This window comes from Allobosea sp. 67-29 (assembly GCF_001898115.1).
Lineage (GTDB): Bacteria > Pseudomonadota > Alphaproteobacteria > Rhizobiales > Beijerinckiaceae > Allobosea.
In genome coordinates this window covers 56,964-80,258 of sequence record NZ_MKSQ01000011.1, presented here as the reverse complement: position 1 = coordinate 80,258, position 23,295 = coordinate 56,964, and the positions used below count along the sequence as shown (strand labels likewise).

Genomic DNA, 23,295 nt, shown 5'->3' with positions numbered 1-23,295 from the left:
CGGCAGGCGGCGGACAGGGCGCAGGAGGCGGGCCACGACATGACGCCCAGAGCGATAGGGAAGTCAGGCAGGCTGCGGCACGAATCCGTTTCGCTCGCGACGGTGGCGCAGGATACCGGCGTCTCTGTCGCGACGGTGTCCCGCATCGTCAACGGTAAGAACGGACGCGCCTCGGCCGAGACCGTCGCCCGCGTCGCCGAGGCGATCGAGCGCCTCGGCTACCGCCCCAGCCCGGTCGGCCGCGCCCTGCGCCGCCGCACGAGCCGAGTGGTCGCCATGCTCTCTCCCAATCTCGACAACCCGGCAATGGCCGCCATCGCCGTGTCGACGGAGGCGGCGCTGCGAAAAGCCGGTTACGTCATGATCCTCTGCGACACGCACGACCGCCCCGAGCTGCAGGACGACTATCTGCAGGCGATGCGGGACCAGCTCGTCGCCGGCTACGTTCTGGTGAGCGCCGTGCGCAGCAAAGGGCTGGAGCAGACGCTCGGGCGCGGCGAGCCCGTCGTCTTCGTCGCCCGGCGCAACCCGCTGGGCGGCGGCCCCTATGTCGGCATCGACAATCGCGCGGCAGGCGCCGACGCCGCCGATTTCATGCTGGCGCGCGGCATCGAGCGTCCGGCGGTGCTGCTCGCCGCCGAGAACGCGTCCAGCACCGCCGAGCGTGCCGCAGGCTTCGTCGACCGGCTCGTCGCGCAGGGCGTGCCGGCCGACGCGATCCGCCGGGCGAGCGCGCCCGGGCTCTCGCACATCGAAATCGGCTACGCCGCGGCGCGGGCTCTGGTCGCGGGCGGAGGCTGGCCGCGCGGCGTGCTCTGCGTCAGCGACATGATTGCCTACGGGGCGTATCGGCTCGCGGCCGAATCCGATCTCGCGATACCGCGCGACTGCGCGCTGGTCGGTGTCGACGGCAATGCGATCAACAACTGGATCGCACCCTGGCTGACCTCCATCCGCATCCCCTACGAGACGTTCGGCCAGCATGTTCTCGAGCAGCTGCGCTCGCAGTGGAGCGGGGCCGAGGCCTCGGAGGTCTACGTGCCGCATCAACCGCTGATCTAGCGCAGCGGGGCCAAAGGGCCCAGGCATACAGGCAGGCCATCGGGCGCGAGCCACTGGCGACCGGAGGCTTCAGCCGCCGAGGGCAGGAGCCCGGGCCGGGACCGGCGACGCCTGCCGCTCGAAGAAGTGCTCGCACGCCTCGCCGACGCGCTGCACGGCAGCATCGTCGACGTCGAGATGGGTGACCCAGCGCAGTGTCCCGTAGCGGCCGCTGACGCCGATGCCGCGGCTGCGCAGGAAGGCAGCGAAGGCGCTGGTGTCGAGTGCCTTCGGCGTCATGAAGACCATGTTCGTGCGGGCCGGCCCGGCGCCGAGTTCGGGATAGCGCATCAGCAGTTGCGACAGAGCTGCTGCGCGGCGGTGATCCTCGTCGAGGCGCGCGATATTGCGTTCGATCGCATAGATCGCGGCCGCAGCGAGAACGCCGGTCTGGCGCATGCCGCCGCCCAGCATCTTCCTGATCCGGCGCGCCGTCTCGATGAATTCCCGCGGGCCGACGAGCACCGACCCGACCGGCGCCCCCAGCCCCTTGGAGAGGCACATCGAAACGGTGTCGAACTGGGCGGCGATCCAGGCCGCGTCCCGGCCGCTCGCCACGGCGGCATTCATCAGGCGCGCGCCGTCGAGATGGGTCGCAAGACCGCGGGAGCGCGCAAGCCCGGTCGCAGCCTCGAGATAGGCATCCGGCAGCACCTGACCATTGAACGTGTTTTCCAGCGCCAGGAGACGCGTCCTCGCGAAATGGAAATCGTCCGGCTTGATTGCGCCGGCGATCGCATCGAGCGCGATCGTGCCGTCCGGCTCATTGGGGAGCGGCTGCGGCTGGATCGAGCCCAGCACGGCCGCGCCGCCGCCCTCGAGTCGATAGGTGTGGGCCATCTGCCCGACGATGTATTCATCGCCACGGCCGCAATGAGCCATCAGCCCGGCGAGGTTCGCCTGTGTGCCCGTCGGGAAGAACAGGGCGGCTTCCTTGCCCAGCCGCTCGGCGCTCATCGCTTCCAGCCGCCTGGTCGTCGGACAATCGTCGTAGACGGCATCCCCGACTTCCGCGGCCGCCATCGCGGCCCGCATCCCGGCGCCGGGGCGCGTCACCGTATCCGAACGGAAGTCATCCACGATCATCGATCCGATCCTTACTGGCAGCCTGCGTACCCTATCGGGCACGCGCCCTGCCCATCATGCAAAAAGCGGGGGGTGGCCTCAGCACTCCGGCAGGTTGACCGCGAGGCCTCCGAGGCTGGTTTCCTTGAAGCGCTCATTCATGGCCTCGCCGGTTTGCCTCATCGCCTCGATGCAATTGTCCAGCGGCATGAAATGCGAGCCGTCGCCGCGCAGCGCCAGCGACGCGGCTGCGACGGCCTTGATCGCGCCGATGCCGTTGCGCTCGATACAGGGCACCTGGACCAATCCGGCGGCCGGGTCGCAGGTCATGCCGAGATGGTGTTCCAGCGCGATCTCGGCCGCGTTCTCGATCTGGGCCGGCGAGCCGCCCAGCACCGCGCAGAGCCCGGCCGCGGCCATCGCAGCGGCCGAGCCGACCTCGCCCTGGCAACCGGCCTCGGCCCCGGAGATCGAGGCGTTGTGCTTGATCAACCCGCCGATCGCCGCGGCCGTCAGCAGGAAGTCGGCGACCTTGCCGGGCTCCGCTCCGATGCAATGGTCGAGATAGTAGCGCAGCACCGCCGGCACGACGCCGGCCGCGCCGTTGGTCGGCGAGGTCACGACCCTGCCCCCGGCGGCGTTTTCTTCGTTGACGGCCATCGCGTAGACGCTGAGCCAGTCCGCCGATGCATGCGGCTGCAAGCGGTTGGACTGTCGCTCCGCCAGCAGCTGCCGATAGATCTTCGCCGCCCGGCGGCGCACATGCAGCCCGCCCGGCAGCTCGCCCTCCCGATCCAGGCCGCGTTCGATGCAGTCGTTCATGACCGACCAGAGATCGGCGAGGCCACGCTCGACCTCCTCCCGCGATCGAAGGTGCAGCTCGTTCGCATGCTTCATCTGCGCGATCGAAAGTCCACTCTCGCGGGCCATGCCGAGCATCGCCGCCGCATTCGCGAAGGGATAGGGCCAGCCGGCATCCTCACTGGCATTGGGGCGCGCATCACGCTCCTGCGCCGTCACCACGAACCCGCCGCCGATCGAGTAATAGGTCTCGGACAGCAAGACCGCCCCATCCGCAGCCCGGGCCGAGAGCACCAGCCCGTTGGCGTGTCCGGGCAAAGGCGGGCCGTAGTCGAAGACGATATCGACGGCTGGATCGAAGGCCAGTGGCGGCAGCCCAGCGAGCCGCAGCCTGCGCTCGCGCCCCAGCTCGGCGAGCTGCCGTTCGGCAGCGTCGCCATCGAACCGGGCCGGCGTCCAGCCGAGCAGGCCGAGCGCCACGGCGCGGTCGGTGGCGTGGCCCTTTCCGGTGAAGGCGAGCGAGCCATGCAGCGTTGCCCCCAAGGCCGCTGCCTCCGCACGGGAGGGATGCTCGCGCAAGAGATCGAGGAAGCGTCCCGCGGCCGTCATCGGCCCCATCGTGTGCGACGACGAGGGCCCGATACCGATCTTGAACACGTCGAACACGCTCAGGAACATGACCACCCCCCTCGAAAACCGTCTGCTGGCACCCGAAGGGCGGCTTCGGCTGTCGGCCGCGCCCCAGGCGGAAATCGCCGCGCCCGTCGCGCTGCGGGTCGGCTCCGCCGAAACACTGACCATCGACGCTTCCGATCGCATGACGGGCGGCGAAAGGAAACGTCTGGACGGAGCGTTTGACGTCATAACCCGTCTCGACGAGCTCGGTGGCGGCGCTGCGACGGATGCGGTTGGATGTCGACGCGGCGATGGCGCCGGGGTCGCGACGGCCTCGGAGGGCGACATGCCGAAGTCGAGCATGTCCACGAGGTCTTGCGCCCCCGCCGGCGCGATGACGTTGTCGCCCGGCGCCCCGATGACGATGCGCGGGGTCTCGCCGCCGAAGTCGTTAGCCGGCGCGGCCGACGAGACGCGGCGCCTGACGGGCGGCGAACCAGATCGCTTGCGATCGATGCCACGTCCTGCCCGGCCTCGACGGGCTCGACCGGGTGTCGGGCTGTCAGCGCTGCGCGGCGGGCCAGCCGCCCGGATAGATCAGGCTCTTCACCATGCCCGCCTCGTTGGCGGCATGACGGCGGAAGGCAGCCGGCCCCTCAGAGAGCGGGAAGCGATGGCTGACCACGGCCTCGACATCGACCTTGCCCGCCTCCACCAGCGCGATGGCGCGCGGATAGACATGCCCCATCCGGCGCGAGAACTTGATGTTCAGGCCGCGGCGCCGGGCCTCCGCCGCCGGGATCACGTAGCTGTCGCCGTCCGGGATGCCGACCAGCACGACGCGACCGCCGATACGGGCGGCACGGATGGCGTCGCGAAACCCTTCGGGCGCATTGGTCGCCTCGATGACCAACGGCAATCCTTCACCACGAGTCCATTCGCCGATATCCGCGACGCTGGCGCCGACCTTGCTCGCTCCCAGCCTCAACGCCAGCTCGCGGCGATGCGGCTGCGGATCGCAGGCGAGAATCTCGCCGGCTCCGGCAGTCCGCAGGACTTGCAGGATCAGCAGGCCGATCGGTCCGCAGCCGATCAGCGCAGCCCGCTCCAGCAACCGCGGCCTGGCCAGATCCACCGCATGAATCGCGACGCCGAGCGGTTCGAGCATCACCGCATCGCTCGGCGAGAAGCTCTCCGGCACAGAGACGATCTGCGATTTCGGCACCCAGATTCGTTCCGTCATCGCCCCGTCATGCGGAGGAGCCCCGATGAAGACGACCTCGGGACACAGATTGGGATGCCCGCTCCGGCAATGCTCGCAATGCCCGCAGGCCTGATTGGGATCGACCGCGACCAGCGTTCCGCGAGCCAGACCGAGTCCCGGCAGGTCCTCCGTCAACCAGCCGCTGAATTCATGGCCCGGCACGAAGGGCGTCGAGATCACGGCAGAGCCGATGCCACCGTCCTTGTAATAATGCAGGTCGCTGCCGCAGAGCCCCACGGCCGCGACGTCGAGCAGCGTTTCGCCCGCTGCCCCCTCGCGCAGGTTGAACGGCGCGACGCGGGCATCCCCCGCGGCGTGAAGGAAAAGGGCATGTGACATCGGAGGGCGGTACCCGGTTCGCAACGCGATTCTTCAACATATGTATTTTCTATTTTACATTGGTTTGCGTCAAGCGCGAAGCGGCGCGAGCCTGCACGTTGTGGGAGAGCGCGAAAGCGATGTAAGCCAAGCTGGTAGACCATGCCGACCCCGCCGCGCCGAGCCGCAGGCGGGCCTGCCCATCGCATCAGGATGCCGCTATGCCGGAGGAGCCGCAGACCCAGGTACGAGCCGCCTGGCTTTACTATATGGAGGGGCTGACCCAGGCGGAGATCGCCGACCGGCTGAAGATGACGCGACTTCGCGTCAACCGGCTCCTGGTCGAGGCCCGCGGCAGCGGGCTGGTCAACATCACGATCAACTCCCGGCTGGAGAGCTGCGTCAGGCTGGAGCGCGAGCTGATCGCCGCGTTCGGTCTCAAGGAGGCGGTCGTCGTCCCGAGCCCGGTCGATCCCGATCAGGTGGCCGCCCAGATCGGCAAGGCCGCAGGCGACTTCGTCTCGCGGTTCGTCGAGGACAAGCCGTCCGGCATCGTCGGTGTCGGCTGGGGCGGCACCTTGCGGGAAACCATCCGCCACATCCGGGGCGGGCAGTATCGCGATCTCGCCGTCACCGCGATGATGGGAGGCCTGACCTACGGCATCGAGATCAACACCTTCGAGATCGCCAGCCGCTTCGCCAGGCTCTGGCAGGCCGAATGCCACTATCTCGCGGCTCCGATCTATGCCGGCACGCCGCAATCACGCGATACGATCGTGGCCCAGGACGTGTTCGAGGCCGCCTTCCGGCGCATCCAGGCAACCGATGTCGCGATCCTGAGCGCGGGCGACCTGAGCGAACGCTCGCTGCTGGTGCGGTACGGCCTGCCGGGCGACGTCGGTGTCGGGGAGCTGGCCCGGGCGGGCGCGGTCGGTGACATGCTGGGCCAGTTCGTCGATCGTCGCGGCCGGGCCATCGACCACCCGATCAATCACCGCGCGATCGCTCTGCCGCTAGAGGATCTGCGCCGGATTCCCACGGTGATCCTGGCGTCCGGCGGGGCCAACAAGGCCGAGATCATCGCGGCTGCGCTGCGCGGCGGGCTCGCTTCGGTGCTGATCACGGACGAGGATGCGGCAGCCGCCGTCCTGGAGAGCCCAGCGCCCGCCCTAGCCTGACGGCGAGGCTCAGGCGCCGGCGATGGCGTCCAGCAGTTCCGCGTGGATACGGCCGTTCGTCGCGACCTTCTCAAGATCCTCATCGCGCGCGTCGAGGCCGGCGACGGTCGTCACCTGCCCGCCGGCGGCGCGCACCAGCGGCATCGCGGCGGCGTGCGAGACGATATCGGCCTTGAGCCCGATGAAGGCGTCGAGCCGGCCGGCCGCCACCAGAGACATCTCCAGACCACCGGAGACGATGACCCGCACGCCCCGGCAGCGGCCGGCGAGGCGGCGGATCACCGCGCTCGTCCGGTCCGCTTCGCCGGCTGCATAGTGCGACGTCAGGCAGATCGAAACGACGGCATCGCTCAGCCGCCTCGTCTCCGACACGCGCGCCGGCCGGCCATCCACCGTCGCGATACCACCTTCCGCGAAGCGTGCGGAGAGACCGGCGAGCGGCGCATGCGTCAGGCCGAGAACGGTCCGGCCGTGTTCGCGATAGGCCAGCGTCACGGAAAACCACGGCAGGCCGGAGGCATAGTTCACCGTGCCGTCGAGCGGGTCGATGATCCAGCGCGGCGCCTGCTCCGAACCCGAGAAGCCGGCCTCCTCCGACAGGATCGCCGCTTCCGGAGTCAGGGCACGCAGGCCGTCGATGACGAGGCGCTCGGAGGCGAGGTCGGCCGCGGTGACCACGTCGTTGAGCTCCTTGCGCGCGACGGCGAGCTCGCCGCCCTGCATCCGGACCAGCGTTTCGCCAGCTCGGCGCGCCAGCGCTTCGGCTTCATCGAGCAGCTTCAGAAGACGCGGCTCGATCATTGTGCTGCGGTCGCCTCCGTTTTGCCGGGATAGGCGGGATCGAGCACGAAGTCCCGGATCGGCCCGTAGTCGCCGATCGGCTGCAGATGGCTGACGATCCCGGCTTCGGGATCCCAGGCATGCACGGCGAAGGCCGGGGGCTCCATGACCATGCGGTTCTCGGTTCCGCGCCGCAGATCGAGGGCGACCTGATGGGCCGTGCCCGGCGCGACATAGCCGACGGTGCCGGCAAAGCGGCGCTGTATCGGGCGATGATAGTGACCGCAGACGATGCGCTCGATCTCCGGGTGCTTGGCGATCAGGCCGGCGAACCCCGGCGAGACCCGGCAGAGGATGCCGTCCATGCCATCCACGGCGACGCGGAAGGGCGGGTGGTGCATGAAGACCAGCGTGGGGCGCCCTCCCCCATCCGCCAGCGTCTCCGCCAGCCACGCCTCGCTCGCCGGGCTGAGTGCGCCGCCACTCTCGCCGGGAACCAGCGTGTCCAGCCCGATCAGCCGGACGGGAAAATCCTCGATCACGTAATTCAGGGGGCCATCGCTCGGCAGGTAATCCCGCTGCGCCGACAGCGCCGCCACGAAATTCTCGCGGCGATCATGGTTTCCGGGCACCAGGTAGACCGGCATCGGCAAGCGTTCGAGCTCGTCACGCACGATCGCGTATTCCTCGGCGAGACCGCAATCCGTAAGATCGCCGGTCACCAGCACGCAGTCCGGCTGGAGCGGCATCGCGAGCACGGCGTCGATGGCCCGCCGGATCGCTGCATTGGTGTCGATGACGCCATAGGCGGGCCGGCCATGCGGCCGGGCGTGGAAATCGCTGAGCTGGGCGATGATCATCGGACATATCCAAGGTAGGGAAGAGACATGACCGCCCGGCTGTCGCGCCGGGCGGCCGCATTGACGAGCGAAGCCTCGGCCTACTTCATCAGGGCTTCTGTCTCGGACACCATGCGCTCGATGCCGGCCTTGGGCTGGATCTCGCCGCGCATCACGCCCGCGACGACCTCGCGCTGCTGGCGCCAGATGCGCACCGAGTTGCCGCCCGGATAACCCTGCCAGGGCGAAGCGCGGTTGACCTGTCCGTTGATGGTCCGGAAATTGGCGTTGTCCTTGTAGAACGAGCCGAGGAACGCGTCCTCGCCGGTCCGCAGATTGGTCGGCATGTAGCCCGAGGTCTCGACGACGATCTTCTGCGCCTCCGGCCCGGTGACGAACTTCACGAACTCCCAGGCGGCCTTCTGCTTGGCCGGGTCCTTCGCGGTGATGATCGCGGCGTTGCCCCCGGTCGGGAGCGTACCCTTGGCCTTGTCGTCGATCGGGAACAGCGCCGTCTTCAGCGTGAAGCGATCGCCGACGAGGTCGGTCACCTGGCGCAGGCGCGCAGGGGTGTCGAAGAAGATGCCGATCTTGCCGGCGATGAACTGCTGGCGCGACTGGTCCCAGTCGATCAGCGGCATGCCGGCTTCGGTGACGAAGGAGCGCAGGGTCGTCAGCGCCTTCAGGCCGACATCGCCCCCGAAGGCGACCTTCTTGCCGCTGGCATCGAGCAGGGTATGCCCGCCCTGCTGGATGATGCCGCGCCAGAGCCAGTCATCCGGCCAGTCATGGATGTTGTAGGCAAGTCCGGCCGTGTCGCCGCTATGGATCTTCTTGGCGAGCGCGACCGTATCGGCCCAGTTGTCGGGCATCTTGTCGGGGTCGCCGCCGGCCTTCTTCACCAGCTCGGCATTGACGTACATCAGCGGTGTCGAGGCGTTGAAGGCGAGCCCGACCTGCTTGCCGCCGACCTGGCCGAGCGAGAGCAGCGCATCGGAATAGTTGGCCTTGCGCCAGGCTTCCGGTTCGGCCTTGAGCAGCGGGCCGAGGTCGACGATCTGCTTGCGCTTGTCGAGCGCTTCGGTGAGCTCGGTCAAGAGGTGGAAGCCGGAGTAGTAGACGTCCGGCAACTGATTGGTGACGGACTGACGCAGCATCGTCTGATGCCCTTCGTCATAGCTCGCCGCCGGCGCCCTGAAATTGATCTTGATGTCCGGATGCTTCTTCATGAACTCTGCGGCGATGGGCTCGTGGAACTTGGCGAAGGCCGGGAAGGCATAGAGCACGTCCAGCGTGACCTGCTCCGCCCTGGCCGCCGTCGTGGCGAAGAGGGCGAATGCTGCCACGGCAAAGGCTTTGCCGAGAGGTTTCATGCGTGATCTCCTTGGCATGGACAGCACAGCCGTCCGGTTTCAGTTGCTTCAGGCCTGAATTCTGGGTGGCGTAGCGGCTGCGCCGCCTACTTCACCCCCGTCATGGTGATCCCGTCGATGAATCTGCGCCGGGCGACGAGGAAGGCGATGACGAGGGGCGCGGTCAGGATCGTCGCAGCCGCGGTCAGCGCGCCGTAGTTCGATCCGGTCTCGGCATCGGCGAAGAACATCATGCCGAGCGGCGGCGGCGCGAGCTTGGCGTCGGAGATGACGATCAGCGGCCAGTAGAGGTCGTTCCAGTGCGCCACGGCCGAGAAGATCGAGAAGGCGGCGATCGCCGGCCAGGCGCTCGGCGTGACGATGCGCCAGACGATCTCGAACTCGCTCATGCCGTCGAGCCGGGCGGCGTTGATGATGTCGTCGGGAAAGCTGCGGAAGAACTGGCGGAACAGGAAGATGGCGAAGACCGAGAGGAAGAACGGCACCATCATCGAGAAATAGGTGTTGAGCAGGCCGAGCTGGGCCAGCCCGATATAGAGCGGCATCGCCGGCACCTGGACGGGAATGCACAGGCCCAGCAGCACCAGCACGAAGAGCAGGTTGCGGCCGGGAAAGTTCAGCTTGGCCAGCGCATAGGCGCAGGGGATCGCGACGAGGAGCTGGACGATCAGGATGCCGCCGCAGAGGATGACGCCGTTCAGCGCGAAGCGCAGCAGCGGCGCCTTTTCCATGGCGAAGCCGTAGTTCTCCAGCCCGTAGAACTGCTTGGGCCAGAGCGAAATCTCGGCGCTGAAGATCTCGGCCGGCGGCTTGATCGAGGTGACCAGCATCCAGACGAAGGGCGCCAGCATGAAGATCGCGCCGGCGATCAGGACGCCGTGGACCAGCATCAGCGAGAAGAAGCGGCGCAGCATCGGTTGGACGGGCGCGGCCGGAGCGGCGGGCAGCGTGGGATCGGTCATCAGTAGTGCACCTTCCTGTCGAGGGCGAAGGTCTGCACGGCCGAGAAGACGAGAATGAAGGCGAGGAAGATGAAGGTCAGCGCCGCGGCGTAGCCCGTGTGGAAGTACTGAAACCCTTCGAGATAGATGTTGTAGAGGAGCACTTCGGTGGAGCCGATCGGCCCGCCGCGCGTCATCACCGCCACCGTGTCGAAGATCTTGAAGGCGGTGATCATGGTGGTGACCAGGACGAACATCGTCGTCGGCCCGAGCAGCGGCCAGGTGATGGTCAGGAAGCGGTCGATGCCGCTGGAGCAGCCGTCGATGTCGGCGGCCTCGTAGAGATCGCGCGGGATCGCGGTCAGTCCGGCCAGGAACAGGATCATGTTGAAGCCGAGAAGCTGCCAGATGCCGATCACCGCCAGCGTCGCCAGCGCGGTCGAAGGCTCGCTCAGGAAGGCGACCGGGCCGATGCCCAAGCCTTTCAGCAGGCCGTTGACCGGTCCCAGCGAAGGGTGGAGCAGGAACTGCCAGACCGTCGCCATCGCGATCAGGGTCGAGGTGACCGGCAGGAAGTAGACCACCTCGTAGAAGGAGCGCGTGCGCGTGCGCCGGTGCACCAGAACGGCGATCAGCAGCGCGCCGAGCACTCCGCCCGGCACGACGATGGCGACATAGAGCAGCGTGTTGACCAGCGAGCGCCGGATGATCGGATCGGCCAGTGCCTTCTGGAAATTGGCGAGGCCGACCCAATCCATGTCTACGCCGCCGAATTCGTAATTCGTGAGGCTGAGCCAGAGCAGCACCGCGAGCGGCAGCAGCATGGTCAGCAGCAGCAGAACGAAGGCCGGGAGAGCGAAGCCGAGACCGGTCAGCCGCTCGATCCTGATGCGGCGGCGTGCGGGCCGAGCAAAATCGGCGGGCGATGCTTGTGCAAGCGTCATGGTCAGGCCCTCAGGGGCACGACGGAACCCGTCATGACGCCATGCCCGCGTGGCTCGATCCGATGCCCATCGGCCGCGAAGAGATGGGCGGCCGCCTCGTCGAATCCGAGCGTGACCACGGCGGTTTCGTGCAGGCCGGCCGCGACGGCGGGGCTCGTCCGCATCGTCACGTTCACGGCATCGTGCCCGGCATGGTCGAAGTGCAGGATATACTCGGCGCCGAGGTTTTCCTTGCGCCGCAGCCGGGCGGAGAACGAGGCGCGCCCGCCCTCTCCCGGCTCGCCCTGGGCGAGCGAGAGCGCTTCGGAGCGAATGCCGAGAGCCACCGCCTGCCCCTGCGGGAGCGGCACGGCCAGAGCCAGTGGCCGGCCGAAGAGCTCCAGCCGCCCGCCGCCGATCACCGTGGCCGGCAGCAGGTTGATCGCCGGGCTGCCGATGAACTGCGCGACCTTCAGCGAGGCGGGCTTCTCGTAGAGTTCGGACGGCGTGCCCAGCTGCAACACCGCGCCCGCATCCATCATCGCGACGCGATCTGACATCGTCATCGCCTCGACCTGGTCGTGCGTGACGTAGATGAAGGTGGTACCGAGCCGCTTGTGCAGCTCGGCCAGCTCCGTGCGCATGTGGACGCGCAGCTTGGCGTCGAGATTGGACAGCGGCTCGTCCATCAGGAAGACGTCCGGATTGCGCACCATGGCGCGACCGAGCGCGACGCGCTGGCGCTGGCCGCCGGAGAGCTGGGCCGGCTTGCGATCGAGCAGATGGTCGAGCTGGAGCTGCTCGGCGACCGCCGCGACATCGGCCTCGATGCCGCGCATCACGCTGCGGCGCCGGCGGGAGAGCTGCCGCAGCAGCGGCAGCCGTTGCCAGAGCGAGAGACGGGACATGGTCAGCGGCAGGGCGATGTTCGCGCCCACGCTCATATGCGGATAGAGCGCATAGGACTGGAAGACCATGGCGACGCGCCGCTCATGCGGACGCAGCTGGTCGACGCGGCTGCCGCCGATCGCGACGCTGCCGCCGTCCTGGTGCTCGAGCCCGGCGATGATGCGGATCAGCGTCGACTTTCCGCAGCCCGAAGGGCCGACCAGCGTCAGGAACTCGCCATCGGCGATGTCGAGATCGATGCCGCCGAGCACCTTCGTCGGCCCGAAGGACTTGGCAATCGAGGAGAGTGTGACCTTGGCCATGGCGTTCGCCTTTCTGCGGCCCTGCGGGCTCTTCGTGGGGCGTGTTTCGGCCCGGCGCCCACAGGCGGCCGGGGCGGCGTGTCAGGCGGCGCGCGGCGGATAGACCTCATGGATGACGTCGTCGATCCAGAGCGTCTTGAGCGCGGGTATCTCGTGGATCTCGGCCGTGAAATCCGGCCCGTCGAAGGCATAGGAGACGGCGCCGAGCGTGGTCGTGCCGGCCATGCCGGGCTGCAGTTCGGGGCCGACGACAAAGCCGGAGGATGGACCCCAGATGTAGCGCGTGCCGGCGATGGTGAAATCATGCGCGCGGTGCAGATGGCCGCTGGCGACGAAGGCCACCTCGTTGCGACGCACAAGATCGAGCAGATGCGCGCGCGGACGGGGCGGCACGCTCCAATAGCCCATATCGCCCTCGTCGGGCTCCTGGATGAAGAGGGGGCGATGGAGGAACCAGCCGAGCCTGCGGCCCTGCGCGCCGGCGATCTGCCGGTCGAGCCAGGCGAGCTGACGCTGTTCCTCGGCCTCGTCGCTGCCGAACAGCATCGCGTTGAGGCCGATCAGTCGCCATTCTTCGAGATCGCGGACCCAGAAATCCTCGCCGAGATGCCGGCGCCAACGCGCAAGACGCGCGTCGTCCACCGGCTGGTGCGGATGATGCGCCTCGCCCACATCGTGGTTGCCGGGAATGCTGATGACGGGAGCGCCGATGGCGTCGAGCAAGGCACGGCAATGGCGCATGTCCTCATCGACGTCCGCACCATCGACGGTGACGTCACCGGTATGGATGACGAGGTCCGGCGCCTGTGCCACAAGCCACTCCGTCAGCGGCTGCCAATTGTCGGCGAAATGCCGCTTGGTCGGGCTGAGATGGGTGTCGGAAATCTGCACGATACGCTGCATGTTCCCTCCGGAGTTCGCCACGTAATCGGGCGACCGTCTGTCCCCGAAGCAAGCATCGGGCAGCGGCTTTGCCTTGAACCATACAAATGAATGTTTTGTGACACAAATGTATTTTCGAGCCTTGTCGTTCCTGGGAGCGAAGAGGATTGCCGGCTAGAGATCCGTGCTTTGCGGCAGGATGACGAGGTCTCGGATCGTGACATTGCGCGGGCGCGTCAGCATGAAATGCACCGCTTCCGCCACCTCCTCTGGCTCGATGAGTCCGCCGCGGGCGCGCTCGGCGTCGAGCTTCTCCTGCGGCCAGTCGGCGATCAGGGCCGTGACGACGGGGCCGGGCAGCACCGCCCCCACGCGTAGGCCATAGGGGATCACCTGCCGGCGCAACGTATGGACGAAGGCCTGAATCGCGTGTTTCGAGGCGGTGTAGACGGGCTCCCAGACCACTGGAACGACGCCGGCTACCGAGCTGGTGACGAGGATATCGCCGGTCTTGCGTGCGATCATGTGCGGCAGCACGGCATGGATGCTGCGGAAGACGGCGTTGATGTTGAGGTTGAGCATGCGGTCCCAGGCATCGGGATCGCCCTCGCTCACAGGCCCGCCGACATAGGAACCGGCATTGGCATGGAAGATGTCGAGCGCACCGGCCTTGTCGAGGATCGCCGGCAGCATGCTGGCGACGGAGGTGGGGGCAGTCAGGTCGACGACGAGCGGAATGGCGTCGGGGCCGAGCGGCTCACAGGCCCGCGCGAGAGCCTCGCCGTCACGATCGATGAAGACGACGCGCGCGCCGGCCGCGAGCAGCCGCTTCGCGCAGGCCAGCCCGATCCCCGAGGCCGCGCCCGTGATCGCTGCGGTTTTTCCGGTCAGTTCCTGGGTCACGTCGGGGTCTCCGATACGGCTTGAGGTCGGGCCGGATGCATCAGCCCCCTCGCCTGGCGCGCGGCCACCTGCAGCGTCTCGAAGGCGGCAAGGCGCCGGGCGTGCCGTTCGGCGATCTCGCCGCCGGCAGGGGTGAAGACGGCGGCCCCCGGCGCCATCGCAGTCATCGCTTCGCCAAGGTCGGGGTAGGCGCCGGCTGCACTCGCGGCCAGCATGGCCGAGCCGAGAAGCACGGGATCGACGTCGTCGGGGACGAGCACTGGCAGCCCGGAGCAGTCCGCGAGCAATTGTCGGATCAGGGGATGGCGCCCGGCACCTCCGCTGAGCACGACGGCCTCGATCGTGGCGCCCATGGCGCGGCTGGCCTCGATGATCTGGCGCAGGCCGTAGCCGATGCCGGTCAGGCCCGCGACATAGAGCGCGACGAGATGGTCGAGATCGCGCTCCATACCGAGCCCAGCGATCACGGCGCGCGCCTGCGGATCGGCATGGGGCGAGCGGTTGCCGAGGAAATCCGGCACGACGATGAGGTCGCCGGCGAGGCGGGCCGCTTCCGAAGGCGAGGCGGCATGCCGGGTCGCCCGCGTCGCGAGCCAGTCCGCCAGCGAGAGGCCCTCGGCTTGGGCAAGGCGCTGCGCTTCGGGCACGGCCGGATGGAAGTCGATCAATTGCTCGATGGCGGCGCCTGCACCGGATTGTCCGCCCTCGCTCAGCCAGAGGCCCGGCGCCATCGCCGAGAAATAGGGCCCCCAGATGCCGGGGATGAAGATCGGTTCGGCGCTGCTCGCCATGGTGCAGGCCGAGGTGCCGAAGACATAGGCCATGCGGGTCAACGCCGTGCCGTGCGGTGCGCGTGCGCCGATCGAGCCGACACCGCCGGCATGAGCGTCGATCAGCGCCGCGGCGACGGCGGTGCCGGGGTTCAGGCCAAGCTCGGCGGCGGCCTGTTCGGTGAGCCCGTTGCCGAGTGCGGTGCCGGCCGGAACGATCTCGGTGCCGATGCGGGAGAAGCTGTCATCGGCGAGATCGTCGAGACCAATCTCGCGGAAATAACTCGGGTCCCAGCGTCCTTCATGGGCAAGATAGGTCCATTTGCAGGTGACCGTGCAGGTCGAGCGCGCCAGCGAGCCGCTTGCGCGCCAGGTCAGGAAATCCGGCAGGTCGAAGAATTGCCAGGCGGCGTGATAGGTCTCAAGCAGGTTCTCCCGGAGCCAGAGCAGCTTCGGCGTCTCCATCTCGGGCGAGATCGTGCCGCCGACATAGGTGAGGACCGGATGCTTCGTCGCGTTGATGCGCTCGGCCTGGTCAATGGCGCGATGATCCATCCAGACGATGATGTCGCGGCTGGCGTCGTCGTGAGCACCGACCGGCAGCGGCTTGCCGCCCGGCCCGAGCACCACCAGCGAGCAGGTCGCGTCGAAGCCGATCCCTGCGATATCGTCCGGCCCGAGCCCAGACTGGGGCATCGCCTCCCGCACGCTGGCGCAGACCGCCTGCCAGATATCCGCGCTCGACTGCTCGGCTATATCCGGCCCGTCGCGATAGAGCGCGATGTCGCGCTTGGCGGTCGCGACCATGCGCCCGGTCGGGTCGAAGATGCCGGCCCGGACGCTGCCGGTGCCGACATCGATGCCGATGAAGTGCCCGGCCATCTCAGGCGGCAGCGCGGTTCGGCGGCCCGGCGCGGGTGCCGTCGGGGTTGCGCAGGTAGACGCCGCGCTCTAGCTGCTGGCGGCGCAATTCCTCAATGTCGATGTCGGCCGGGGGCCGGTTGCCGCGCACCGAGATCTTGGCGGCGCGGCCGGCGGCCTCGCCCATCGCCATGCAGGTTGCCATCACGCGGATCGCGCCCATCGCCTCATGGGTCGCCGAGATACTGCGCCCGGCGACCAGCAGGTTGCCGATCTTCTGCGGCACCAGCGAGCGATAGGGGATGTCGTAGCAGTCGCCGCACCAGATCAGCGTGCAGCCATCGTCGGATGGGCGGTGGATGTCGATCGGATAGCTCGCCACCGCGATCGCGTCGTCGAAATGGGTGCAAGCGAGCACGTCCTCCTGCGTCATCACGTATTGGCCGCGGATGCGGCGCGTCTCGCGGATGCCGAGGAAGGGCGCGGTTTTGGTGAAATAGGCCTTCTCGAAGCCCGGCACGTAATTGACCAGATAGGTGACGATGTCGTCGATCTGGGCGCGGCCCTCGATCTCGCCCTTGGTCAGGCTGCGGGCGTCCGTGCCATCGGTGCCCTTGACGCGGGTCATGTTGATCCAGACCTCGCCCTTCTTCAGGCCGGTGATGATGATGGTGCGCTCGTTCGGGATCTGCAGGCCGCGCTCGGCTTTGGCCTTGGCCATCAGTTCGCGCATGCCGACGACGATGAACTGGTGGTTCTGGCCGAAATACTCGGCGGGAATGAAGTCGGTGAGATAGGTGCGCGCCGCCGGCGGAGCGTTGGCGATGGAGAGCCTGAGTGTATCGGTGTCGACGCCGGCGAGGCAGAACATCAGCGTCGGCGGCTGCATGCCGCCATGCTCGTTGCCCTTCTCTGTGGGGACGCCGGCGCTGTAGGCGACATCGGCATCGCCGCTGCAATCGATCACAACCTTGGCGAGAATGGCGTTGCGGCCGCTCTTGCTCTCGGTGATGACGCCGCGGATCGTGTCGTTCTCGACCAGGGCGCCGGCGAAGAAGGTGTAGAACAGCACGTCGACGCCGGCTTCCGTCAGCATCTCCAGCGCCACCGTCTTCACCGCCTCGGGCTCGACCAGCGTGATCCCCATATGCAGCGGGCAGGGTCGGTGTTCGCTCGCCCCGTCGCGCTCCTTGCGCAGGCGCTCGATGAATTTCTGCGGGAGACCGTCGATGATCTGGTTGCCCTTCTGGCCGAGGAAGCCGAGCACGGGCAGGCCGATCGTCATGTTGCCGCCGACGAAGCTGCGGCTCTCGATCAGCCCGACGCGCAGGCCGTCCTCGGAGGCGGCCAGCGCAGCCGTGATGCCGGATGGCCCGCCGCCGACGATGAGCACGTCGTATTCGGCCGAGACGGGGATGGAGCGGGCCGGCTCCTCAATGAAGCGGGTCGCAGCGGTCGACATGGCTAGGTTCCTTCGGGGTGTCACGGATGGAGCAAATGCCTGCGGAGCGGCTTTGCCCCGCAGGCGGAGAGCGATCAGGCCGGCATCATCGGTTTGACGCGTTCGATGATGGCGGAGACGGCGTCCTTGACCGGCTTGCGGCCGAGTACGGCGAGCTGAACCTCCTCCAGGAAGGTCGCCTGGGCCCGGGCCGCTTCCGGGAAAGGTGGGAAGGCGCCGCGCGCCGTCGCCAGCACCTTGGCCTCGACCGCGGCGAGCGGGTTCTTCGCCTTCAGGCCTTCGTCGGCATAGGAGGAGACGCGGACCGGGCCGTTGCCGTTGATGGCCATGCCGAGCGTCACGCGCTTGCTGGAGACCTCCCTGATGAAGCTCCAGGCCAGCGCCTTGTCCCTGGCGTTCTTCGGGATGACCATGGCCCAGGCCTCGACGACGGAAGCCATCGGCATCTTGCCCTGAATCGCCGTGGAACCCGGGAAGGGCACGGCCTTGATCTTGCCGGGGAACTTGCTCTGCTCGGCATTGTTGAGCTGCGCCCCCCGGGCGAAGGGCAGGACGGTGAAGGCGGCGCGGCCCTGCTGCAGCCAAGTCACCTGATCGTCGTTCTTGGTCGTGGCGTAGCTGCGCGGCAGGCTGCCGGCCTCGAACATGCCGCGCAGGGCGTTGAGGCCCTGCTCCAGCGCCTCGCGGTTCGGCACCAGCTTGAGATCGGGGCTGATGAAGTCTCCGCCATAGGCGCGGGCGAACATCACGGGGAAGACGGCGAGGTCGCTCGCCAGCACCATGCCGGTCACTGGCGTGCCGGCCTTGGAGGTGAAGGTGGTCTTCTTCGCCTGCTCGATCAGCTCTTCCAGAGTCGTCGGCGGGGCGGAGATGCCGGCCTCCTCCAGCAGCGCCTCGTTGTAGAACAGGCCTTGCGTCGCGTGGCGGACCGGGATTCCGATCAGCTTGCCGTCGACGGTCATGCCCTGGACAAGGCCGGGCGCGATATCGCCGAAGTCCTCGATCGCGTCCTTGTCCTGATAGGGGCCGAGCGGTTCGAACAGCGCGGCGATCTGCGAGGTCGGCCGGTTGTCGATGAGATAACCGACGCCGTAGTCGGTCTCGTTCAGGCTGGCCTCACGGAAGAGCCGGTCCTGCAAAGGATTGGAATCGAAGGTGGTGAAGGCGATCTCGGCATCGTTGGCCTTGCGCCAGCCTGCCATCAGGTCGCCATCGCCGCTGCCGAGCACGGTCTGGTGGACCTTGTGGCTGAGGACGTTCAGCGTCTTGCCAGCTGCGAATGCGGGCCGGACGGCGAGCGCGGCGGCAGCGCCCGTGGCTCCGGCGACGAAAGCACGGCGGGTGAGCTTGGTTGCAGGCTTGTTCGACATGGTTTCCTCCCTCTTTTTTGGTTGGCTACCCCTTCGTCGAACCGGCGGTGAGGCCGGCCACGAGGTAGCGGTTCATGAAGACGACGAAGAGAAGGACGGGCACGAGCTGCACCGTCGCGGCGGCGAAGAGGATTCCCCAGTCGACGCCGTCGATGGAGCCGATCATCTCGGAGATCACGAGCGGGGCGGTCTTGGCCCTGGTCGCGGTGAAGATGAAGGCGAAGAGGAACTCGTTCCACGAGAAGACGATGACGAAGACCGCGACCGCCAGCACGCCTGGCATCGCCAGCGGCGCGATGACCTTGCGCAGGATGGTCAAGCGGCTGGCGCCGTCCATCGACGCCGCCTCGTCCAGCTCGCGCGGGATCTGGTCCATGAAGGTGCGCATCAGCACCGTGCCCAGCGACACGAAGAAGGTCGCGTAGAGCAGGATCAGCACCAGATGCGTGTCATTGAGCCCGAGCCAGTTCACGATTGGGAAGAGCGGCAACGTCACCACGATCGGCGGGATCAGGCGGGCGATGATGAGCCCGCCCATGCTGGCGTTCAGCCAGCGGCCAGAATGGCGCGAGTAGACGTAGCCGGCGCAGGCGCTGGCGACGATGGCGAGCAGCGTCGCGCCGACCGTGATCAGCAGGCTGTTCATCAGCCCGTCGAAGAATACGCCCCAGGAGCGCCACAGCTCGGCATAATGCCGGAACGTCGGCGTGAACAGCCATTTCGGCGGCACCGCAAAGATGTCCTGGCCGGGCTTCAGCGACGACATCGCGATGAACAGGATCGGGAACAGCGACCAGAACAGGATCGCAACGACCGCGACCGCCTTCCCCAGCCCGGCCAGAAGCCGCTCAATGCGCATGGCCGAGCCCTCCGCGCTTGAGCAGGAAGAGATAGGCGCCGGCCAGGGCTAGCGAGATCAGGACCATGATCCAGGCGGTCGCGGACGCGGTGCCGAAGGCGTTGAAGCTGAAAGCTTCCTGGTAAAGGTAGATCGCAACCACCTCGGTCGAGCGCGCCGGGCCGCCTTTGGTCAGGAGCCAGGCCTCCGAGAACAGCCGGAAGGCGAAGATGTAGCGGAAGAGCAGCGCGATCAGCATGGCCGGGCCGAGCAGCGGCAATGTCACCCGCCGAAACGCCTGCCAGCGCGTCGCGCCGTCGATCCGGGCGGCCTCGTAGAGCTCGGCGGGGATGGCGAGGCGCGCCGCATAGACGATGACGAAGGTAAAGGGCAGATGCAGCCACATCGTCAAAAGGCCGATCAGGATCATCGCGTGCGAGGGTTCGAACGACCAGTCGAGCGTCGGCAGGTGCAGCGCCCGCAAGGCCAGCGTGATCGGCCCGGCATCGGGATCGAACAGGAAGCGCCACATCACCACCGCGGTGACCTCGCTGACGGCATAGGGCGCGAGGACAGCGACGAGCAGGAAGCGGCGAAACGGCAGGCCGCTGGCGAAGAGCAATGCCATGCCGAGGCCGATCGCCAATTCCAGATGCACGGCCACGACGACGAGGACGACCGTGTTCACGAGCGCGGAATGGAAAGCCGGATCGGTGAGGACGCGCCAATAGTTCTGCAGGCCGACAAAGCTCGGCGCCTGGCCGAAGCTCGACGTGTTCAGGCTCAGCCAGACGACATAAAGCGACGGCAGCACGATGACGCTCAGGATGAGCAGATGCACCGGCGCCAGCAGCGGCAAGAGACGTGCGGTTCGTTGAAGCTGCACGCGTTTCCTCCAGAATGTCTTTCGCTCCGGGCTCTCTCGGCCCGGTGATTGCGGGCGCCATGCGCCCGTCAGTGAACGGCTTTGGGCGCGGCTGCCCTTTCCTCCATGCGCGGCGAAGCATCGAGACCATCACTCTCATCGGCAGCGCGGGGCGAGAGTTCGCGCACGGAATCGCGGACTTGCAGGCTCGCTGGCAGCACGATGGTCCGAGGCGCCGCCTCTTCGCCGGCCATGCGCGCGCGCAGGCGTTGCCAGGCCGCCGCCGCAAGCTCGGCTATCGGCTGCCGGATCGCGGTCAGCCCGGTCTTACGGGCGCTCATCCAGGGGTAGTCGTCGAAGCCGACCACCGAGACGGGATCGGGAATATCCACCCTGAGCCGCGCCAGCGCCGACAATGCGCTGAGCGTCGTGACGTTGGTCAGCGCGATCACGGCGCTGGGCTGCTCGTGCCGCTCCAGCCAATGCCGGAAGATTTCCGCCCCAGGCTCGGCTACCGAACCGAGCTCGATCACCCTCGCGTCACGGCCCGTCATGGCCCGGATCAGATCGCAGGCGCCGCGAATTCGCTCCCGGATCGGAGAGATGGCAAGGCTTGAGGCGGCGATGACGATGTCACGATGGCCGAGGCCGAGCAGATGGCGTGCCGCGATCTCGCCCGCCTCGCGATTGTCGATCGCGACCGTGTCGACGACCGAGCCTTCCGGCGGCACGCGGTCGGCAAAAACCATCGGCAGCCTGCCGATCTCTCCGGCAAGGACCTGCGGCGGCTCGCCGAGGCAGGGCACCACGATGAGGCCGGACGGGCGCCATGCGAGCAGGGTGCGCAGACGCGATTGCTCCAGGCCGGCATCGTCGCGCGAGCTGGCGACGAGGATATCGTAGCCGTCCGCCTGCGCGAGAACCTCGATCCGCGAGACGAGCGAGGTAAAGAAGACGTCGTCGAGATCGGGCACGAGCACGCCGACGACTCGCGCCTGACCGGAGCGCAGCTGCGACGCCGCCCGATCCACCTGATAGGCGAGCTCCTTCGCGGCCAGCAGCACGCGCTCCCGCAAATCCTCGTTCACCGGCTTGTTGCCGCTGAAGACGTTCGAGACCGTCGCGATGGACACACCGGCGCGACCAGCGACATCCCGGATCGTCACGCGCCTGCCGCTCATGCTGCATCCTGTTAAACGTTTAACTGTAAAACGTTTAACAGCGAGATCGGCGGTTGGCAACAGCGAAGGCTCGCTCTCTTGCAGCGTCTTCGTCGCCTCTTTCCTTCAAGTGCCCGGGGGCCAGGCTCGATCGATGCGGCGCCCTGCTGGCTCAGGCGTCACCCGGTTCGAGCCACGCCCGCTCCTGACGCTTCCTGCCCGCGGAGTCGCCGCGCCCGCGGGAGAAGCGGAAGCTAGGCCAGCATCCTGGTGTCGCCGCAGACGGAAATCTCCTGACCCGACGTCGTCCTGCCGAAGGGCGAAGCGAGGAAGACGATGTGCCGTGCGATGTCGCCGGGGTCGACAAAGCGCTTGATCGAGACGCCGCCGAACAGCCGTTCCGTCATCTCCTCATGCGAGATGTTGAAGCTGCGCGCCTTGTTGGCGATCACGCTCTGGATGCGCGGCCCTTCGACGAGGCCGGGACAGATCGCATTCGCCCGGATACCGAATTCGCCCAGCTCGGCCGCAAGCGCCTTGGTGAAGCCGATCACGCCCCACTTCGCTGCGCCATAGGGCGAGCGCAACGGAAACCCGTGCTTGCCGGCCTGGCTCGACAGGTTGACGATGCTGGCGTTTCCCGACTGCTTGAGGTGCGCGACGGCCAGACGCGTACAATTGAACTGACCGGTCAGATCGACCGCGATGCATTGGTCCCAATCGACCGGGTCGATCTCGTCGACGCGCCCGGTCGGCCCGGCCACGCCGGCATTGTTGACGAGGCAATCCAGCCCGCCGAGGACCGCCAGCGCCTCCTCGAACAACCGCGCCACCGCGGTACGGTCCGAGACGTCGCAGACCGAGCGCGTGATCGCGGGGTCGCTCTGCGCCATGGCGGCCAGAGCGTCACGGTCGACGTCACAGATATGGACGCTGGCGCCTTCGGCCGCAAAGGCACGGGCAGTCGCCCGGCCGATGCCGCTCGCCCCCGCGGTGACCAGCACCCGCAGGCCCTTGATGTCCAGATCCATCCGTTCCTCCTCGTCATCCGGCCGGAAGGGCGCGCCGGGCCCGCGTTGCTTCAGGGCGCGAGCCGCCCCGTGCTTTCGATATGGGCCGCAGCCGCCGAGATGTCGGCCACGAGCGCCGCGCGCGCTGCGGCGGCGTCGCGCCGCCGCAGCGCGTCGAGCAGAGCGGCATGGGCGACGACGGCGCTGCCTCCGTCGAGACGGCGCGGTTCGTGACGCATGTCGAGATTGAGAATGGGACCGGCCTTAAGCCAGAGCCGCTCGATCATCTCGACCAGACTGGGCATTCCCGCCGACCGATAGAGCGCGAAATGCAGCTCGCGGTTGGCGGCAACCGCCGCCGCGGCATCAGGGAGAGCAGCACGAGCCGCCCGCTGAAAGGCGGCTTCATGGCCGGCAAGCACCTCGATCCCGGCCTCATCGGCAACGCGCGCCGCCTCCTCGGCGGCAAAGCCCTCGACCAGCAGCCGCAGCCGCGTGAGCTCGCGAAACTGCGCCAGCGTGAGCACAGGCACGCGCACGGCCCGGCCCGGCCCGGCAAGACCTCGAGTGCTCCGTCGGCGGCAAGCCGGCTGACGGCTTCCCGAACCGGCATCATGGAGACGCCCAGCGCCTCGGCCACGCGCCTGAGCGAAAGCTTTTCGCCCGGCCCCAGCCGGCCGGCGATCAAGAGCATCCGCAATTCCCCGGTGACGCGGTCGCCAAGCGTCTCATGGCTCAGCGCGCCGACCGCGTCGAGACCGGAGG

Annotated in this window: 21 protein-coding genes and 1 pseudogene; 2 read left to right on the top strand and 20 right to left on the bottom strand. The window is 67.8% G+C overall.

Annotated features, from left to right (window positions below; genetic code table 11):
* Window positions 1-39 precede the first annotated feature (39 nt).
* A complete protein-coding gene (locus tag BGO20_RS10450; RefSeq protein WP_291664731.1) occupies window positions 40-1,062 on the top strand; it encodes a LacI family DNA-binding transcriptional regulator in 1,023 nt (340 codons plus the stop codon).
* A gap of 69 nt (window positions 1,063-1,131) precedes the next feature.
* Here the strand turns inward: BGO20_RS10450 and ltaE are convergent, their stop codons facing one another.
* The 3 genes from ltaE to BGO20_RS10435 all read right to left on the bottom strand — a co-directional run bounded on the left by ltaE (window position 1,132) and on the right by BGO20_RS10435 (window position 5,185).
* The gene (gene ltaE / locus BGO20_RS10445; protein ID WP_291664730.1) at window positions 1,132-2,187 is read right to left on the bottom strand and encodes a low-specificity L-threonine aldolase; all 1,056 of its coding nucleotides are present in this window, start codon (window positions 2,185-2,187) and stop codon (window positions 1,132-1,134) included.
* A gap of 78 nt (window positions 2,188-2,265) precedes the next feature.
* The gene (locus BGO20_RS10440; protein WP_291664728.1) at window positions 2,266-3,645 is read right to left on the bottom strand and encodes an L-serine ammonia-lyase; all 1,380 of its coding nucleotides are present in this window, start codon (window positions 3,643-3,645) and stop codon (window positions 2,266-2,268) included.
* A gap of 499 nt (window positions 3,646-4,144) precedes the next feature.
* Window positions 4,145-5,185: a zinc-dependent alcohol dehydrogenase gene (locus tag BGO20_RS10435; RefSeq protein WP_291664726.1), complete on the bottom strand. Its 1,041-nt coding sequence runs from the start codon at window positions 5,183-5,185 to the stop codon at window positions 4,145-4,147.
* A gap of 200 nt (window positions 5,186-5,385) precedes the next feature.
* On the opposite strand from BGO20_RS10435, the gene BGO20_RS10430 reads away from it, so the two are divergent.
* Window positions 5,386-6,342 (top strand): sugar-binding transcriptional regulator, encoded by a 957-nt coding sequence (locus BGO20_RS10430; protein ID WP_291664724.1) that lies wholly within the window; start codon window positions 5,386-5,388, stop codon window positions 6,340-6,342.
* Between the two features lie 9 nt (window positions 6,343-6,351).
* Here the strand turns inward: BGO20_RS10430 and BGO20_RS10425 are convergent, their stop codons facing one another.
* The 17 genes and pseudogenes from BGO20_RS10425 to BGO20_RS10345 form a co-directional block, all read right to left on the bottom strand.
* Entirely contained in the window at window positions 6,352-7,143 is a 792-nt protein-coding gene (locus BGO20_RS10425; protein ID WP_291664722.1) for an inositol monophosphatase family protein, read from the bottom strand.
* Window positions 7,140-7,982, bottom strand: a complete 843-nt coding sequence (locus BGO20_RS10420) for a phosphodiesterase (protein WP_291664720.1) — start codon at window positions 7,980-7,982, stop codon at window positions 7,140-7,142. The genes BGO20_RS10425 and BGO20_RS10420 overlap by 4 nt, the downstream gene beginning before the upstream one ends.
* An 80-nt stretch (window positions 7,983-8,062) precedes the next feature.
* On the bottom strand, window positions 8,063-9,334 hold the full coding sequence (locus tag BGO20_RS10415) for an ABC transporter substrate-binding protein (RefSeq protein ID WP_291664718.1): 1,272 nt from the start codon (window positions 9,332-9,334) through the stop codon (window positions 8,063-8,065).
* A gap of 86 nt (window positions 9,335-9,420) precedes the next feature.
* Window positions 9,421-10,248, bottom strand: coding sequence for a carbohydrate ABC transporter permease (locus BGO20_RS10410; protein WP_291664770.1), 828 nt, complete (start codon window positions 10,246-10,248; stop codon window positions 9,421-9,423).
* Between the two features lie 47 nt (window positions 10,249-10,295).
* Complete coding sequence (locus BGO20_RS10405; RefSeq protein WP_465246024.1) at window positions 10,296-11,219, bottom strand: carbohydrate ABC transporter permease; 924 nt, start codon at window positions 11,217-11,219, stop codon at window positions 10,296-10,298.
* A gap of 2 nt (window positions 11,220-11,221) precedes the next feature.
* Complete coding sequence (locus tag BGO20_RS10400) at window positions 11,222-12,409, bottom strand: ABC transporter ATP-binding protein (RefSeq protein WP_291664717.1); 1,188 nt, start codon at window positions 12,407-12,409, stop codon at window positions 11,222-11,224.
* A gap of 81 nt (window positions 12,410-12,490) precedes the next feature.
* Window positions 12,491-13,312, bottom strand: a complete 822-nt coding sequence (locus BGO20_RS10395) for a metallophosphoesterase family protein (protein ID WP_291664716.1) — start codon at window positions 13,310-13,312, stop codon at window positions 12,491-12,493.
* Between the two features lie 153 nt (window positions 13,313-13,465).
* A complete protein-coding gene (locus BGO20_RS10390; protein ID WP_291664715.1) occupies window positions 13,466-14,194 on the bottom strand; it encodes an SDR family oxidoreductase in 729 nt (242 codons plus the stop codon).
* The gene (locus BGO20_RS10385) at window positions 14,191-15,846 is read right to left on the bottom strand and encodes an FGGY-family carbohydrate kinase (RefSeq protein WP_291664713.1); all 1,656 of its coding nucleotides are present in this window, start codon (window positions 15,844-15,846) and stop codon (window positions 14,191-14,193) included. The genes BGO20_RS10390 and BGO20_RS10385 overlap by 4 nt, the downstream gene beginning before the upstream one ends.
* A gap of 1 nt (window position 15,847) precedes the next feature.
* Complete coding sequence (locus tag BGO20_RS10380; protein WP_291664712.1) at window positions 15,848-17,287, bottom strand: FAD-dependent oxidoreductase; 1,440 nt, start codon at window positions 17,285-17,287, stop codon at window positions 15,848-15,850.
* A gap of 74 nt (window positions 17,288-17,361) precedes the next feature.
* Window positions 17,362-18,657, bottom strand: a complete 1,296-nt coding sequence (locus BGO20_RS10375) for an ABC transporter substrate-binding protein (protein ID WP_291664711.1) — start codon at window positions 18,655-18,657, stop codon at window positions 17,362-17,364.
* Window positions 18,658-18,682: 25 nt separating this feature from the next.
* The gene (locus BGO20_RS10370) at window positions 18,683-19,516 is read right to left on the bottom strand and encodes a carbohydrate ABC transporter permease (RefSeq protein ID WP_291664710.1); all 834 of its coding nucleotides are present in this window, start codon (window positions 19,514-19,516) and stop codon (window positions 18,683-18,685) included.
* Complete coding sequence (locus BGO20_RS10365) at window positions 19,506-20,381, bottom strand: carbohydrate ABC transporter permease (RefSeq protein ID WP_291664708.1); 876 nt, start codon at window positions 20,379-20,381, stop codon at window positions 19,506-19,508. The genes BGO20_RS10370 and BGO20_RS10365 overlap by 11 nt, the downstream gene beginning before the upstream one ends.
* A 68-nt stretch (window positions 20,382-20,449) precedes the next feature.
* Window positions 20,450-21,541 (bottom strand): LacI family DNA-binding transcriptional regulator, encoded by a 1,092-nt coding sequence (locus BGO20_RS10360; protein ID WP_291664706.1) that lies wholly within the window; start codon window positions 21,539-21,541, stop codon window positions 20,450-20,452.
* A 233-nt stretch (window positions 21,542-21,774) separates the two neighbouring features.
* Window positions 21,775-22,551, bottom strand: coding sequence for an SDR family oxidoreductase (locus BGO20_RS10355; RefSeq protein ID WP_291664704.1), 777 nt, complete (start codon window positions 22,549-22,551; stop codon window positions 21,775-21,777).
* A 50-nt stretch (window positions 22,552-22,601) separates the two neighbouring features.
* Window positions 22,602-23,063, bottom strand: a complete 462-nt coding sequence (locus BGO20_RS10350) for an FCD domain-containing protein (RefSeq protein ID WP_291664702.1) — start codon at window positions 23,061-23,063, stop codon at window positions 22,602-22,604.
* A 74-nt stretch (window positions 23,064-23,137) separates the two neighbouring features.
* Window positions 23,138-23,224, bottom strand: a pseudogene (locus BGO20_RS10345) (GntR family transcriptional regulator); the annotation flags it as partial.
* Window positions 23,225-23,295: the final 71 nt, after the last annotated feature.

Excerpts from the sequence above, each read along its gene's own strand:
- BGO20_RS10425 (WP_291664722.1), bottom strand. The coding sequence starts at position 7,143 with ATGATCGAGCCGCGTCTTCTGAAGCTGCTCGATGAAGCCGAAGCGCTG.
- BGO20_RS10375 (WP_291664711.1), bottom strand. The coding sequence starts at position 18,657 with ATGTCGAACAAGCCTGCAACCAAGCTCACCCGCCGTGCTTTCGTCGCC.
- BGO20_RS10380 (WP_291664712.1), bottom strand. The coding sequence starts at position 17,287 with ATGTCGACCGCTGCGACCCGCTTCATTGAGGAGCCGGCCCGCTCCATC.
- BGO20_RS10385 (WP_291664713.1), bottom strand. The coding sequence starts at position 15,846 with ATGGCCGGGCACTTCATCGGCATCGATGTCGGCACCGGCAGCGTCCGG.
- BGO20_RS10420 (WP_291664720.1), bottom strand. The coding sequence starts at position 7,982 with ATGATCATCGCCCAGCTCAGCGATTTCCACGCCCGGCCGCATGGCCGG.
- BGO20_RS10400 (WP_291664717.1), bottom strand. The coding sequence starts at position 12,409 with ATGGCCAAGGTCACACTCTCCTCGATTGCCAAGTCCTTCGGGCCGACG.
- BGO20_RS10440 (WP_291664728.1), bottom strand. The coding sequence starts at position 3,645 with ATGTTCCTGAGCGTGTTCGACGTGTTCAAGATCGGTATCGGGCCCTCG.
- ltaE (WP_291664730.1), bottom strand. The coding sequence starts at position 2,187 with ATGATCGTGGATGACTTCCGTTCGGATACGGTGACGCGCCCCGGCGCC.
- BGO20_RS10360 (WP_291664706.1), bottom strand. The coding sequence starts at position 21,541 with ATGAGCGGCAGGCGCGTGACGATCCGGGATGTCGCTGGTCGCGCCGGT.
- BGO20_RS10395 (WP_291664716.1), bottom strand. The coding sequence starts at position 13,312 with ATGCAGCGTATCGTGCAGATTTCCGACACCCATCTCAGCCCGACCAAG.
- BGO20_RS10405 (WP_465246024.1), bottom strand. The coding sequence starts at position 11,219 with ATGACGCTTGCACAAGCATCGCCCGCCGATTTTGCTCGGCCCGCACGC.
- BGO20_RS10430 (WP_291664724.1), top strand. The coding sequence starts at position 5,386 with ATGCCGGAGGAGCCGCAGACCCAGGTACGAGCCGCCTGGCTTTACTAT.
- BGO20_RS10450 (WP_291664731.1), top strand. The coding sequence starts at position 40 with ATGACGCCCAGAGCGATAGGGAAGTCAGGCAGGCTGCGGCACGAATCC.
- BGO20_RS10410 (WP_291664770.1), bottom strand. The coding sequence starts at position 10,248 with ATGCTGCGCCGCTTCTTCTCGCTGATGCTGGTCCACGGCGTCCTGATC.
- BGO20_RS10355 (WP_291664704.1), bottom strand. The coding sequence starts at position 22,551 with ATGGATCTGGACATCAAGGGCCTGCGGGTGCTGGTCACCGCGGGGGCG.
- BGO20_RS10415 (WP_291664718.1), bottom strand. The coding sequence starts at position 9,334 with ATGAAACCTCTCGGCAAAGCCTTTGCCGTGGCAGCATTCGCCCTCTTC.
- BGO20_RS10370 (WP_291664710.1), bottom strand. The coding sequence starts at position 19,516 with ATGCGCATTGAGCGGCTTCTGGCCGGGCTGGGGAAGGCGGTCGCGGTC.
- BGO20_RS10435 (WP_291664726.1), bottom strand. The coding sequence starts at position 5,185 with ATGTCACATGCCCTTTTCCTTCACGCCGCGGGGGATGCCCGCGTCGCG.